This is a genomic window from Neobacillus sp. K501 (genome assembly GCF_053749995.1).
Genome location: NZ_JBSLYA010000002.1, coordinates 395343 through 410002 on the forward strand (window position 1 = coordinate 395343; position 14660 = coordinate 410002).

The 14660-nt window shown below is 40.0% G+C and carries 12 protein-coding genes; 2 read left to right on the top strand and 10 right to left on the bottom strand.

Annotated elements, in window-relative coordinates; all coding sequences use genetic code 11:
* Window positions 1-9: 9 nt before the first annotated feature.
* The 5 genes from ACWM35_RS06540 to ACWM35_RS06560 all read right to left on the bottom strand — a co-directional run bounded on the left by ACWM35_RS06540 (window position 10) and on the right by ACWM35_RS06560 (window position 8101).
* Window positions 10-2205, bottom strand: coding sequence for a RelA/SpoT family protein (locus ACWM35_RS06540; RefSeq protein ID WP_454816613.1), 2196 nt, complete (start codon window positions 2203-2205; stop codon window positions 10-12).
* Between the two features lie 226 nt (window positions 2206-2431).
* Window positions 2432-2944: an adenine phosphoribosyltransferase gene (locus ACWM35_RS06545; RefSeq protein WP_454816615.1), complete on the bottom strand. Its 513-nt coding sequence runs from the start codon at window positions 2942-2944 to the stop codon at window positions 2432-2434.
* The gene (gene recJ, locus ACWM35_RS06550) at window positions 2944-5298 is read right to left on the bottom strand and encodes a single-stranded-DNA-specific exonuclease RecJ (protein WP_454816617.1); all 2355 of its coding nucleotides are present in this window, start codon (window positions 5296-5298) and stop codon (window positions 2944-2946) included. Before recJ ends, ACWM35_RS06545 begins: the two co-directional genes overlap by 1 nt.
* Window positions 5299-5404: 106 nt before the next feature.
* Window positions 5405-7669 (bottom strand): protein translocase subunit SecDF, encoded by a 2265-nt coding sequence (gene secDF / locus ACWM35_RS06555; protein ID WP_454816619.1) that lies wholly within the window; start codon window positions 7667-7669, stop codon window positions 5405-5407.
* A gap of 135 nt (window positions 7670-7804) precedes the next feature.
* The gene (locus ACWM35_RS06560; protein WP_454816621.1) at window positions 7805-8101 is read right to left on the bottom strand and encodes a post-transcriptional regulator; all 297 of its coding nucleotides are present in this window, start codon (window positions 8099-8101) and stop codon (window positions 7805-7807) included.
* A 128-nt stretch (window positions 8102-8229) separates the two neighbouring features.
* Here ACWM35_RS06560 and spoVB point away from each other — a divergent pair, with 128 nt between their 5' ends.
* Entirely contained in the window at window positions 8230-9780 is a 1551-nt protein-coding gene (gene spoVB / locus ACWM35_RS06565) for a stage V sporulation protein B (protein WP_454816623.1), read from the top strand.
* Between the two features lie 28 nt (window positions 9781-9808).
* Here spoVB and ACWM35_RS06570 read toward each other — a convergent pair whose 3' ends face one another.
* Window positions 9809-10459 (bottom strand): DUF421 domain-containing protein, encoded by a 651-nt coding sequence (locus tag ACWM35_RS06570; protein ID WP_454816625.1) that lies wholly within the window; start codon window positions 10457-10459, stop codon window positions 9809-9811.
* A gap of 232 nt (window positions 10460-10691) precedes the next feature.
* Here ACWM35_RS06570 and ACWM35_RS06575 point away from each other — a divergent pair, with 232 nt between their 5' ends.
* Entirely contained in the window at window positions 10692-11051 is a 360-nt protein-coding gene (locus tag ACWM35_RS06575) for a TIGR04086 family membrane protein (protein ID WP_454816626.1), read from the top strand.
* Window positions 11052-11104: 53 nt separating this feature from the next.
* Here ACWM35_RS06575 and yajC read toward each other — a convergent pair whose 3' ends face one another.
* From yajC to ruvB, 4 genes are read right to left on the bottom strand one after another with little or no spacing between them, the layout of a single operon-like run.
* Complete coding sequence (gene yajC / locus ACWM35_RS06580) at window positions 11105-11401, bottom strand: preprotein translocase subunit YajC (RefSeq protein WP_454816628.1); 297 nt, start codon at window positions 11399-11401, stop codon at window positions 11105-11107.
* Between the two features lie 29 nt (window positions 11402-11430).
* On the bottom strand, window positions 11431-12570 hold the full coding sequence (gene tgt / locus ACWM35_RS06585; protein ID WP_454816630.1) for a tRNA guanosine(34) transglycosylase Tgt: 1140 nt from the start codon (window positions 12568-12570) through the stop codon (window positions 11431-11433).
* A 29-nt stretch (window positions 12571-12599) separates the two neighbouring features.
* Window positions 12600-13628 carry a tRNA preQ1(34) S-adenosylmethionine ribosyltransferase-isomerase QueA gene (queA, locus tag ACWM35_RS06590; protein ID WP_454816632.1) on the bottom strand — a complete coding sequence of 343 codons (1029 nt, stop codon included), beginning with the start codon at window positions 13626-13628 and terminating at the stop codon, window positions 12600-12602.
* A gap of 30 nt (window positions 13629-13658) precedes the next feature.
* Window positions 13659-14660, bottom strand: a complete 1002-nt coding sequence (gene ruvB, locus ACWM35_RS06595) for a Holliday junction branch migration DNA helicase RuvB (RefSeq protein ID WP_454816634.1) — start codon at window positions 14658-14660, stop codon at window positions 13659-13661.

Genomic DNA, 14660 nt, shown 5'->3' on the forward strand with positions numbered 1-14660 from the left:
TAGAACTCCTTAATTCATGATTCTGCGTACCGAATAAATGTCTGGAATCTGTTTGATTCTGTCAACAACCTTTTGTAAATGGGCGACATTGTGGATCGCAATCGACATGATAATCGTAGCCATTTTATTACGGTCAGAACGCCCAGAAACGGCTGAAATATTTGTTTTTGTTTCATTAACCGCCTGAAGAACCTCATTTAGCAAGCCACGACGATCATAGCCATTGATTTCAATATCGACATTATATTCTTTTCGATCATTTAATGACGATTCCCACTCAACCGGAATTAAACGTGATTGCGCATCATTAGAATCGATATTCGTACAATCGGATCGGTGAACTGAAACACCCCGCCCCTTTGTAATAAAACCAACGATTTCATCCCCTGGAACGGGATTACAGCATCTTGATAACCGGATTAATAAATTATCAATACCGGAAACGCGGACACCGGATTCACGTTTTTTCGTGGAAGGAAACGCCTTTAAATCAGAAACAGCATTTGTAATGGTCGCTGATTGTTCCTGATCTCGCTTTTTACGCCACTTCTCAGTCAAACGATTGGCCACCTGTAAGGCGGTAACACCGTTATAACCTACGGCAGCATACATATCATCTTCATTCATAAAATTAAACTTGTCGGCAACCTTTTTCAGGTTTTCAGAGGTTAAGATCTCTTTTAAATCAAATTCCATCGAGCGGATTTCTTTCTCAACAAGTTCCTTACCTTTTTCAACATTTTCTTCACGACGCTGCTTCTTAAAAAATGCCCGAATCTTATTCTTTGCCTGTGAAGTTTGTGCAAGCTTCAACCAGTCTTGGCTTGGACCATATGAATGCTTCGAGGTAAGGATTTCAATGATATCACCTGTTTTGAGCTTATAATCCAATGTGACCATTTTGCCGTTTACTTTTGCACCAATTGTCTTATTTCCGATTTCCGAATGGATTCGGTAAGCAAAATCAATCGGTACTGATCCAGCAGGCAACTCGATGACATCACCCTTAGGTGTAAACACAAATACCATGTCAGAGAATAAATCGATTTTTAACGATTCCATAAACTCTTCGGCATTCTGTGTGTCATTCTGGAACTCAAGAATTTCTCTAAACCAAGTTAATTTTTGTTCATAGGAAGTCGTTTCACTAAGCCCCTTGCCCTCTTTATAGGCCCAATGGGCGGCAATCCCGAATTCCGCGATGCGGTGCATTTCAAATGTACGAATTTGGACCTCCAGCGGATCCCCTTTCGGACCAATCACCGTCGTATGCAGAGATTGATACATATTTGGCTTAGGCATCGCAATATAGTCCTTAAAGCGGCCTGGCATTGGTTTCCAGCATGTATGGATAATCCCTAAAACGGCGTAGCAATCCTTGATGCTATTCACAACAATTCGCACGGCAAGTAAATCATAGATTTCACTAAATTGTTTATTTTGTTGTGCCATTTTCCGGTAAATACTATAAATATGTTTAGGTCTCCCCGAAACCTCGGCGTTGATGGATACTTCCTTCATCCGACCGCTGACTTCGTCCATAACATCCTCTAAATACTGCTCCCGTTCTGCTCGCTTTTTCTTCATTAAGTTAACAATCCGGTAATACTGCTGCGGATTTAGATATCTTAATGCGGTATCTTCCAACTCCCACTTAATCTTAGAAATTCCAAGACGATGAGCCAAAGGTGCGAAAATTTCAAGTGTTTCATTTGAAATTCGACGCTGCTTTTCAAAAGGAAGGTGCTTAAGCGTCCTCATATTATGCAAACGGTCCGCGAGCTTGATCAAAATGACGCGGATATCCTGAGCCATCGCCACAAACATTTTCCTGTGGTTTTCTGCCTGCTGTTCTTCATGCGATTTATATTTAATTTTCCCTAACTTTGTTACCCCGTCGACAAGCATCGCCACTTCGTCATTAAAAGCCTCCTCGATGTCCTTTAAGGTAACATCGGTGTCTTCAACGACATCATGCAGAAAACCAGCAGCAACCGTTGCAGGATCCATCTCTAAGTCTGCCAAAATGCCAGCAACTTGAATGGGATGAATAATGTAAGGCTCTCCCGATTTCCGGTATTGTTCACGATGAGAATGTTTTGCGAATTCGTATGCTTTTTTTACCAATTCAACATGCTCTTCGTTTAAATAGGCTTTCGTCTTGTCGATGACTTGTTCGGCCGATAACACTTGATCGTTCGCCATAAAATCACCTTTTGTTCGTCTCATTTTATTATTTATTAAATGTTTCACTAACTATAGTCGTTACAAAATTGAAATGATTGTTACTATTATCGAAAAAAAAACCGCAGATGTAAAGGGATTGAGAAGTTTTTTCTACAATTCCAGTGAAAAATGTCGAAAATAACGAAGAATTAGCTCTATTTACAATTAAGAGAGCACTCGATTTGCGAGTGCCCTCTACCTAATTTTAATATTCTAACAAAGTCAGAATGTCGTAGCCGTCTAGCTTTTTCCTACCATCAAGATACGTTAATTCAATAAGAAAAGCAATTCCAGCAACAACACCGCCAAGTTGTTCTACTAATTGAATCGTTGCTTCAATCGTGCCCCCAGTTGCTAGTAAATCATCTGTGATTAAAACACGCTGACCTGGTTTAATGGCATCCTTATGAATCGTTAAAACATCACTTCCGTATTCCAAGCCATAGCTGACTTTAGCTGTTTCACGCGGAAGTTTTCCTTCCTTACGAACAGGAGCAAAGCCAAGCCCTAAAGAATAGGCAACAGGACAGCCAATAATGAAACCACGTGCTTCAGGTCCAACAATTATATCAATTTGCATATCCTTTGCATAATCAACAATTTGATCTGTAGCATACTTATAGGCTTCACCGTTATTCATTAACGGAGTAATATCTTTAAATTTAATCCCTGGTTTTGGGTAATCTGGTACGATTGCTACAAATTGCTTTAAGTCCATTAAATTAGTGCCTCCTCAATTGTAACCGAATCTTGGATGACTCCATCAAACCAACTTTTTAATTGCTGGTAGGAAGAAAATAATAAATCCTTTTCAAGCTCATATTGTTGTTGTTTTGTTTGATAGGTTATCGATTCCGTTAAATCGCGCTTTTGCGCTTGTTTATTCAATGTGATAAATCCATTGTTTATTGTAACAAATTCAAGTTCAGAAAACACCTTTGACATAAAGGCGATTGTTTCCTGTGACCACCCACGGCTTTTAGCAATATCTTCCCCATATCGTGCTAAATCAAGAGGACCTTTTTTTAAAAGCAAGGCATAAAACCATTTAAAATGATCCCTTGTTGGTACCGTACTGAAAAAATCACTATTTTCTTTAAGAAAATAAACATAAATTCTAGCTGGCTGTTTACCATTTAGCATTTGACCAAGGATTTCCTTGGAAGGCGGCAAATCAACAAATACGAGGTTTGCTTGATGAGTATCGAAAGCCATTGCCGCTTCGGTGTCTTGAATTAGACATGCCTCATCTTTAAGTGCCGGGTCAATGATTTCAAACTGTTCCTTGTTGAAAACAACAAATTTCCGCTTTTCCTTTGGGACTGTATTTGCTATCACGTTCAAGCGTTTTGCTCCACGATAATCAAATAGCTGCCAACTCTTGATGGCTATATCCTGTATAAAAATTTGTGGTTTACGAATATTATTCCACTCATTTATCGCTAATTCACCCATTAATGAAATTTTCGCCGCTGGTGAAATATGGTCAGCTAATGCCCCTAAACCAAAACCAATTCCATCCAAGTTGGCATTATTTTCATTAACGATCACCTTTAAATGATTTTGATCACTGCCGATTTTTCTCAAAGTGGTAATTTGAACATCATTGATTAATACCTTGGGTTTAGGGTTGTCCATCCCAAATGGTGCAAGAAGATTCATTTCCTCTAAAGATTTTAAAGTGACCTCGTCGATATTCGTTTCAAGATCAAGTTTTGTAATCGGAGTGAAGTCTTCTTCCGTTAATTGTTGATTGGCAAGGTCAATTAATCGATTGCGCAGGTCAGGAACATTTTCTAGTTGAAGAGTCATGCCCGCTGCCATCGGATGTCCCCCAAAATGAGGTAAAATATCGCGGCAAGTTGACAAATTTCGGAATAAATCATAACCTTCAATGCTCCGCGCCGAGCCCTTAGCCAGTCCCTTCTCTTGATCAAAACTCAAGACAATGGTCGGACGGTAAAATTTTTCAACTAGTCTGGAAGCAACGATCCCAATGACACCAGCATTCCAGCCTTCTTTTCCAATAACAAGAACGGAATTCTTGTCAATTGGAAATTTGCTCTCAACCTCTTCGATCGCTTCAGCGGTAATCTCATTGACAATTGATTGCCTTGTCTTATTGAGCGCATCCATTTCTTCAGCCAACACTTCTGCTTCCATCGGATCATCCGTAAGTAGTAGTTCAACAGCCATATCGGCATTTTCTAAACGTCCAACGGCATTAATCCTTGGTGCTAGTGCAAATCCGACTGTTTCTTCATTTATGGATTGAAGATCGACTCCAGCCAATTTAAAAATCGCTTTTAAACCAATATTTTTCGTAACCTTTAGTTTTTCTAAGCCTTTTTTAGCAATCAGACGATTTTCATCTTTTAAAGAAACTAAATCTGCAATTGTTCCAATAACGGCGATTTCAAGTAAATGCTCCGGAACTTTACCGTATAAAGCATGAGCTAACTTAAAGGCAACACCAACACCTGCAAGCTCCCTAAACGGATACACACTATCAGGAAGTTTGGGATGGATAATGGCCAGCGCTTCCGGTAATACCGGACCAGGTTCATGGTGATCCGTAATAATGAGATCAAGCCCAAGGTCTTTCGCAACATTTGCTTCATGTATCGCAGATATTCCCGTATCAACAGTAATAATTAATTTTATTCCGATTTCAGCTGCATGACGGAAGGCAGGTTCATTCGGTCCATATCCTTCTGTAAAACGGTTAGGAATGTAAAATTGTACATTTGCTCCTAATTCCTTTAGCGTGAGTATCATAACCGTTGTACTGCTCACTCCGTCCGCATCGTAATCTCCAAATATGAGGATCGGTTCTTGATTGTCAATGGCTTTGCGAATCCGCTCAACAGCCAAATCCATGCCTTTAAGTAAAAATGGGTCATGGAACTGTTCTTTACCAAATAAAAAATACCGTGCTGTATCGCACGTTTTGAATCCGCGGTTGACAAGCATAGACGCAACAAGTGGCGTTATTTTCAGTTCATTTTCAAGTGTTTTTACTAATTGTGTATCAGATTCACGAACAATCCATCTCGTTTTCGACTTCAACATGCGAATCACCTCTCAGACTTTACTATTATACAGGAGTGATCAGGTCCTTTCAAATGTTAAATTAACGTAGAAAAAACCGCAGATATTTTCTGCGGTTTTAAATACTTTATACTTGTGGTTCGTCTGAGTATTTTCTTTTTTCTTTTACTGTTTTGATTGTACCCTTCTTTTTCAATTCTCTAGCTTTAAGGACAACCCATAGGTTTGTAGCTATGAAGATAGAAGAATATACACCAGTAATTAATCCTACCAGCAAGGCGATGTTGAAATTACGAATGGATTCGCTGCCGAAGATAACCATCGCAATAACCGTTACTAACACGGTTAACACGGTATTAACCGAACGTGTTAATGTTTGACGAACACTTATATTTACAACATCAGCGATGTCATCAAAGGTTTTAAGTCTCTTTTTCTTTTGCAAGTTTTCACGCATTCTGTCAAAGGTAACAATCGTATCGTTGATCGAGTAACCGACAATTGTTAAGACAGCAGCAATAAAGGTTAAATCTACTTCAAGCCGAGTGATGCTGAAGAAGGCAACCATAAAGAAGGCATCATGAAGCAAGGACACAATTGCCGAAATCGCCATCGCGAATTCAAAGCGGATCGTTACATAAATAATGATACCGATTGATGCGATGATTAGAGCAATGATTCCATTTTTCGCCAACTCCTTACCGACCGTTGGCGAAACCGTACTTACACTAGGATCCGCTCCAAATTCATCATGGAAGGTTGATTTTAACTCCGCTATTTCATCCTTGGATAATACACCTTTTAGTCGGGCTGAGGCAATTTCTTTGTCTTCACCAGAAATAACAATATCATCGGTTTCAATATCTAACTTTTCAAATGCCTTATCAACCTGTTCTGTCGTCAAAGGTTTATCGGATAAAACCTCAACCCTAGTACCACTTGAAAAATCAATCGATAGATTCAGACGGAAAACTAGGAGCAGCACTAAACCAATTGTGATTAGCATCCCTGAAATGATAAAGAATAATTTTCTAACCTTAACAAAATCAAAGCGATCCCATCTCGTTGGAAGATCAAGCGTATCATAATTTTCGGCGATATCTTTAATTGCAGATTTTTTGACACCAAACCAACTAGCTCTTTTATTCAAGAAACCGCTGCTGACCCACATACCAAGGAATAGACGTGTGCCAAAAACAGCAGTGATAAAACTTAACAAAATACTTACCAATAACATTGTAGCAAAGCCTTTAACAGAGCTTGTACCATAAAAGAATAGAACAGCAGCCGTTAAGATGGTTGTCAAATTAGCATCAAGAATGGAGGTAAAGGAACCTTTACTTCCGGCTTGGAAGGCAGATTTTATCGATTTACCCACCTTAATTTCTTCACGGATTCGTTCGTAGGTAATAATGTTGGCATCCACTGCCATACCCACCCCAAGAATTAACGCTGCAATACCTGGAAGGGTTAATACACCATTCATCCAGTCAAATATCAATAATACCAAATAGATGTAGATGGACATGGTAACGGCTGCGATAAAGCCAGGAAAACGGTAATAAACAAGCATAAAGATGTATATAAGCGCAATCCCAATGATCCCTGCGAAAATCGTTTCATTCAGTGCCTGTTCACCAAATTTTGCTCCAACAGAAGTGGAGTAAACCTCAGTCAACTTCACTGGAAGGGCTCCAGCATTTAAAAGTGAAGACAATTGTTGTGCTTCTTCTGCCGTAAAGTTTCCAACAATGGAAACACTGTCCTGATTAAAAACTTGATTTACCGTAGGTGCTGATAAAAACTTAGGATTCTCTTTTGCGACTTCCGATTTAAAAGAATCTTTACCTTCCTCAAAATCAAGCCAGATAACCAATACATTATTTGGTGCATTTCCAACAATTTGTTCCGTTACCTTTTTAAACTTGTCTGCGCTTTTTAATTTCAGTGAGACACTCGGTGCACCATTTTCGTCAAAGGTTTGCTTGGCGCCATTTTCTGCCAAATCTGAACCATCCATCATTATCTGGTCATCCGCATCACGGAAAGTAAGATTTGCCTGGGTTGACAGGATTTCCCTTGCTTCCGTTTGATCCGTAACTCCAGCTAACTGAACTCGAATACGATTTTCTCCCTCAATTTGTATATTCGGTTCACTTACACCAAGGACGTTTATTCGTTTATCCAACGCCTCGGCCGTACTTGCCAATGTTTCCTTGTCAATTTTCTGACCTTTTTTGGCTGGTTTTACCTCATACAATACCTCAAAACCACCTTGAAGATCTAAGCCAAGTTTAATGTTTTTTAAGATACCTTCTGTGGTAACACCCATTGCACTTCCTATTAGTATGACTACTAGCAGGAAAGCGATGATTCTACTGCGCTTAACCATTATGTATTGCTCCTCCTTAGGGCTACAACAAAGCACTGCTGCGTAAAGCCATATAAATAAGTAATAAAAAATTCATTGATTTCATTATGAAATATCATGGAAAGGCTGTCAATTTAATAAGAAATTAAAAGAAATTTATTTTAATAGCTCTTTCCATTCATTTTCATTTTCAATATCAAAGTCATTATTTTTGTATGTCTCGATCGTTGTATAGCTAATGAAATCACTAACCTTTATTGAAAGGATATCATCAATAATCTCATAAATTCTTATTTCTTCCTTTACCTTCTTCCACTTTTTTTTCATGAGGAATTCCCACAGCCCGTCTTCTGAAATCGAATCATATCCGAGCAAAAGAAATTCCTCTAATTTACTTGTCATTGCTGGTTCTACCTGGGTGCGAAAATGATTGTATGCGTGGCTCTTCTCCATCGTATTGCCTCCCTGGACATTTGGTCCGTTATCTCTAAAAAAACAAACACCTTGTCATGCTTTGTCCACCCTGTTGCATATAGTTAATTGTATATGAATTCCTCTTTTTTGAGAAGGTGGGTAACGGCATGTCAAAGTTTTTAAAAGGGACCTTTATCCTATTAATAGCCGGATTAATTACTAGAGTTCTTGGATTTATCGTTAGAATTGTCATTGCTAGGAGTATTGGGGAAGAAGGCGTTGGCTTATATATGATGGCCTATCCCACGTTCATCCTTGTGGTAACGTTAACGCAAATGGGTTTGCCTGTTGCCATTTCGAAGAATATTGCCGAAGCAGAAGCAAAAGGAAATTATGCGGAAATCAAAAAAATTCTTGTTGTTTCACTGGCCATTACCATTTCGCTGTCACTCATTTTTACACCTGCACTAATCTTACTGGCACCGATTCTATCTACCACCCTTTTCACGGATCCACGAACCTATTATCCGCTCGTTGCGATCGCACCTGTTATTCCTGTTATCGCGATTTCATCCGTGTTAAGAGGCTATTTCCAAGGCAGACAAAACATGCGGCCGCCAGCGATCTCACAAATATTAGAACAGCTTGTACGAATTGCATTAATTGCAGTGATGACAAAGGCCTTTCTTCCATATGGAATTGAATACGCCGCGGCAGCAGCGATGGTTGCAGCAATCGTCGGAGAGCTCGTATCATTAGTTTATTTAGTGACGACCTTTAAATTAAAGAAAAAATTCAAGCTAAGAAAGAACTTTTTCAAATTTGTCCAGTCTGGCAAGAAAACCTATCATGAATTAATGGAAATTGCCCTGCCAACGATGGGAAGCCGAATGATTGGATCGATTTCCTGGTTTTTCGAACCAATCGTTGTCGCTCACAGCTTAGCCATTGCTGGAGTTACCTTTGCTGCAGCTACGAAACAATACGGAGCTTTAACCGGTTTTGCGATGCCGCTTTTAATGCTGCCGTCATTTGTTACTTATTCTTTAGCAACATCCTTAGTCCCAGCCATTAGTGAGGCCAATTCCCAAAATAATCAAAGATTAATCGAACACCGTTTACAGCAAGCTTTACGCTTCGCCTTTCTAACAGGCGGTTTGTCCGTCATCGTCCTTTATGTATTAGCAGATCCTCTGATGGAGTTAATGTATGGCTCAACAAAAGGTTCAGATTTTATCCGCTTGATGGCACCCTTCTTTTTATTCTATTACTATCAAGGACCACTGCAAGCAGTTCTCCAAGCCTTAAATTTAGCTAGAGCGGCGATGATCAACAGTTTAATTGGCGCCATTGTTAAAACAGCGATCATTTTTTTACTTGCCTCACAGCCGGCCTTTGGAATCACAGGAGTAGCGTTGGGAATTATGGTCGGTTTTGTTTTAGTCACGATCCTTCATTTTGCGACAGTCCTTAAGAAAATTTCTTTTTCCCTTTATATTCGGGATTATCTAAAGGGGATCGTCATCATGGGCGTCGCTGCCTGGCTTGGCTACTGGTTATTCCAACATATCCTTTTAGGTGAGCATTTAGTTGTACGAGTTTTAACCACTGCCTCGGGGATGTCGGTGATTTATATCCTGTTGCTTATCTTAGCCGGCCTGATTAAAAAAGATGATCTTAACCGAATCCCATTTATTAGGAACTTATTTGCCCATTAATATGAAAAGACACGCCCATGCGTGTCTTTTATTCTTCATCCATGATATCGACGAAGAACTTCCCATTTTCATAGCTACAAAAGGAAATCTTTTTGAGATCGCGATATCCCTTTTTTTTCAATTCTTGGCGGAGCCAGAGGTTGGTTTTATTAATTCGGGAAAGATTTTCTTCTTCAATCATACCATCGACAATTAAAGGAATTGTGATATCACCCTCCTTACTATCTTGTAATTTTTCAATGACTGACAAACTTCCCGATGATTCTAAAATCGCAAATTCAACATCGGCAATACTGCGAATGTCCTTTTCTCTTAATTGTGTCATTAAATCATCAAAATTGTAGCGCTGTTTTCTCATCGCATCCTCATCGATCTTGCCCCTGTTAATAATAACTGTCGGTTTACCATCGATAAGATCACGAAATCTCTTACTCTTTAACGAAACGATTGCCATGATGATTTGAATGATCATTAATAAAATCATTGGAACAATCGTAAGAAGTAAAGACTTTTCCGTATCTGCGATACCGACAACCGCCATCTCACCGATCATGACGAATACTACTAAATCAAGGATACTTAATTCTCCAATTTCCCGTTTACCCATTAGACGGAAAATGATGAGTATGACCACGTAATACAATATCGTCCGCGCTAGAATAATTAAATAATCTTCCACGATTGTCGCCCCTTTTTTACATTCATCACTATTGTTTGCAAACTATAGGTAATCATTTACGGAATTATTTTCCAACCCCTTTGCTAATTTCTAAAAAAATTTTATTCTATTTTTTAAAATCAAGAATATGCTTGTACTAGGTAAGATACTGTTTATCTTAGGGTCTAGACGCTAGGATAAGGCACTGAAGGGGGAGAGTAAAATAGAATCAAAAAGCTTTGCTACAGCCATTTTGTATGGGTTGATTTTCATCTTCTTATTTGCCATCGTCAGCAGCGTTATCTTTTCCATTATTTTAAAATTTACATCCGTTCGGGAAGGCTCACTTCAATATGTTGTAACGGCTGTATCGTTTATTGCGCTGTTTGGAGGCGGGTTTTTGTCAGGGGGAAAACGGAAACAAAAGGGCTGGTTAATCGGTGGATTGACAGGAATCATCTACAGTTTCATTGTCTTTCTAGCTCAATTTTTAGGGTATGACCGCCTCTTCGATTTTGAACAGGTCATCTATCATGTCTGCTATATCTTAATTGCGATGATGGGAGGCATCCTTGGGGTTAATATTTCAAGCAATAATTCGCGTACAGCTTAATGAAAAAGGAAGCCTCCATGTAGTGAAGGCTTCCTTTTTAGTCATCTAAGCTCTTATTTTTCTAATGAAACTTCTGCAGTTGAAGTTTTAGCTGATTCTGTCACTTCGCGAATGGCATTGCGGTCGTATGTAAGACGAGTGCCATCTCCACATTTAATCACGATTTTATTTTCATCAATAGAATCGATAAAACCGTGCAAGCCGCCAATCGTGACAATTTTATCACCTTTCTTTAACTCGTTCTGCATTTGCGTAACTGCCTTTTGGCGTTTTTGCTGAGGACGAATTAATAGGAAATAAAATAAGACAAACATTAGTATTAATGGAATGATTGAACCTAATCCTTGCATCTCTTTCCCTCCTTTCGAAGTAGCATCTATTAGAAATTTTTCGCGTTTGGCTTATTGAAACCATAACGTTCAAAAAACTCTTCTCGGAAATCACCAAGCCGGTCCTCACGGATGGCTTGTCTGACCTTCTCCATTAATCTTAACAGAAAATAGAGATTATGGTAACTAGTTAATCTTATTCCGAATGTTTCGTCACATTTAATAAGGTGACGAATGTAAGCACGGCTATAATTTCTGCATGTGTAGCAATCACACTCAGGATCTAACGGTCCAAAATCCTTAGCAAATTTAGCATTTTTAACAACCAAACGACCTTCACTTGTCATCAAGGTGCCATTTCTGGCAATTCGGGTTGGCAAGACACAGTCAAACATATCAATCCCGCGAATCGCTCCATCAATCAAGGAATCAGGCGAGCCTACCCCCATCAGGTAACGTGGTTTATTTGTTGGTAAAAGAGGTGTGGTGAACTCTAGTACTCGATTCATTACGTCTTTGGGCTCACCAACCGAAAGTCCACCGACGGCATAACCAGGAAAATCAAGGGAAACAAGGTCTTTCGCACTTTGCTTTCGAAGCTCCTCAAATTCTCCGCCTTGAACAATACCAAACAAGCCTTGGTCTTGTGGACGCTGATGCGCATTTAAACAGCGCTCAGCCCAACGTGAAGTTCTTTCTACCGATGCTTTCATATATTCAAATGTAGCCGGGAACGGCGGGCACTCATCGAACGCCATCATAATATCCGAGCCAAGCGCATTTTGAATTTCCATCGCTTTTTCTGGCGATAAAAATAATTTTTCACCGCTCATATGATTGCGGAAATGAACACCTTCTTCTTCGATCTTCCGGAATTCACTTAAGCTAAATACCTGAAAACCGCCGGAATCGGTTAATATTGCACGATCCCAGTTCATAAATTTATGAAGTCCGCCTGCTTCTCGAATAATTTCATGGCCAGGACGCAGCCAAAGGTGATAGGTATTACTCAGAATAATTCCTGCACCCATTTCTTTTAAATCCTCAGGCGACATCGTTTTTACTGTAGCAAGCGTTCCAACTGGCATAAATGCAGGGGTATCAAATGAACCATGAGGGGTATGTACTCTTCCTAAACGGGCACCCGTTTGTTTACATGTTTTAATAAATTCATAACGAATTGCGGTCATTGCCTTTTTCTCCTTCCTTCCGTTAAAACCTAGATGATGAGCATTGCATCCCCAAAACTGAAGAAGCGATAACGCTCCTCTACAGCCGTATTATAGGCATGCAATACATGTTCTCTGCCGGCTAATGCACTTACAAGCATAATCAATGTAGATTTTGGTAAATGGAAATTGGTTATCATACCATCGATTGCTTTAAATGGATACCCTGGATAAATAAAAATATTAGTCCAGCCGCTACCTTCAACAAAAATCCCATCATTGGCGGTGGCAATCGTTTCTAATGTTCTTGTGGAGGTTGTCCCAACAGTAATAATTCGACCGCCATTTTCACGAACTTCGTTTAATAGGCGGGCCGTACCTTCCGTCACCATATAGTATTCGGAATGCATATCATGCTCTAATACATCGTCGACACTCACTGGCCGGAAAGTGCCTAAGCCGACATGCAGCGTGATGAAGGCGACATGAACACCTTTTGCTCGTACCTCTTCGAGCAGTTCTTCTGTAAAATGAAGACCTGCTGTTGGAGCAGCAGCTGAGCCAGGTTCGCGTGCAAAAACGGTTTGATACCGCTCACGATCATCAAGCTGTTCTTTTATATAGGGCGGTAATGGCATTTCTCCAAGCTGATCAAGCACCTCGTAAAAAATTCCATCGTATTGAAAATCCAGTATTCTCCCACCATGTTCTGAAGTTCCCGTGCAAACAGCTGTCAGCAGGCCGTCACCAAAATCAATTTCTGTTCCTTCTTTTACACGTTTTGCCGGTTTCACAAGTGTTTCCCACTGGTCACCTTCAAGCTGCTTTAATAGCAATACCTCAATTTTAGCACCCGTATCTTTTTTAACGCCAAAAAGGCGTGCAGGAAGTACTCTTGTATCATTCAGTACAAGACAATCCCCTTCACGCAAATATTCGGTAATATGCTTAAAAGCTTCGTGTTTTATTTCGCCTGTTTGTTTATTTAAAACCATTAATCTGCTATCAGTCCGGTTTAGTAAAGGGACCTGCGCAATTAATTCCTCTGGTAAATGAAAATCAAATAAATCTACTTTCATAAAATACATCCCTACTTATCAAAAAATAAATCAAGAGCTTGGCAATTCCATACCAAAATGATGATACACTTGATTCGTTACCATTCTTCCCCTTGGAGTCCGTTGTAGAAACCCAATCTGCAATAAATATGGTTCGTAGACGTCTTCAATCGTTTCTGATTCTTCTCCAATCGAGGCTGCAATCGTATCAAGTCCAACAGGTCCGCCGCGGAATTTTTCAATAATTCCTTTAAGTAATTTGTGGTCAATATGATCAAGCCCAAGCCGGTCTACCTGTAATAATTCTAACGACTCTCTTGCCAAGGCTAAATCGATTTCACCGTTTCCTCTTACTTGCGCAAAATCTCGGACTCTCCGTAAAAGGCGGTTAGCAATCCTCGGGGTTCCCCGCGCACGTCTTGCAATCTCAGCAGCGGATTGGTCGTCTATTTTCGTCTCAAACAAATCTGCTGTTCTTAGCACAATATTTTTTAATTGTTCTTCTTTATAATACTCGAGGCGGCTCAAAACTCCAAATCGATCTCGTAACGGCGCCGATAAAGATCCAGCCCTTGTCGTAGCCCCGACGAGTGTGAATGGCGGGAGGTCAAGTCTTACCGAACGAGCACTAGGACCTTTCCCAATCACAATATCCAAGCAAAAGTCCTCCATCGCAGGATATAGGACTTCTTCAATGGTTCGAGGCAGCCTGTGAATTTCGTCAATAAATAATACATCCCCGGGCTCAAGGGCTGTTAATATGGCCGCTAAATCACCTGGTCTTTCAATCGCCGGACCCGAGGTTGTTCGAATATTGACACCCATCTCATTGGCAATAATGACCGCAAGCGTGGTTTTTCCTAACCCCGGCGGTCCGTAAAGCAAGACATGGTCAAGAGTTTCCTTGCGAAGCTTTGCTGCCTGGATAAAAATCTCTAAGCTCTTTTTCACCTGGTCCTGGCCAATGTATTGCCTTAGGTTCTGTGGCCTTAGGCTTTGTTCAAACGTGATTTCGTTATCGTTTGCTTCACTAGAAATTATTCTATCTTCCAT

Bases quoted from the DNA above. Each gene is read 5' to 3' on its own strand.
- ACWM35_RS06545 (WP_454816615.1), bottom strand. From the start codon at position 2,944: ATGGACTTAAAGCAATTTGTAGCAATCGTACCAGATTACCCAAAACCA.
- ACWM35_RS06560 (WP_454816621.1), bottom strand. From the start codon at position 8,101: ATGGAGAAGAGCCACGCATACAATCATTTTCGCACCCAGGTAGAACCA.
- queA (WP_454816632.1), bottom strand. From the start codon at position 13,628: ATGAAAGTAGATTTATTTGATTTTCATTTACCAGAGGAATTAATTGCG.
- recJ (WP_454816617.1), bottom strand. From the start codon at position 5,298: ATGTTGAAGTCGAAAACGAGATGGATTGTTCGTGAATCTGATACACAA.
- spoVB (WP_454816623.1), top strand. From the start codon at position 8,230: ATGTCAAAGTTTTTAAAAGGGACCTTTATCCTATTAATAGCCGGATTA.
- ruvB (WP_454816634.1), bottom strand. From the start codon at position 14,660: ATGGAAGATAGAATAATTTCTAGTGAAGCAAACGATAACGAAATCACG.
- tgt (WP_454816630.1), bottom strand. From the start codon at position 12,570: ATGACCGCAATTCGTTATGAATTTATTAAAACATGTAAACAAACGGGT.
- yajC (WP_454816628.1), bottom strand. From the start codon at position 11,401: ATGCAAGGATTAGGTTCAATCATTCCATTAATACTAATGTTTGTCTTA.
- secDF (WP_454816619.1), bottom strand. From the start codon at position 7,669: ATGGTTAAGCGCAGTAGAATCATCGCTTTCCTGCTAGTAGTCATACTA.
- ACWM35_RS06540 (WP_454816613.1), bottom strand. From the start codon at position 2,205: ATGGCGAACGATCAAGTGTTATCGGCCGAACAAGTCATCGACAAGACG.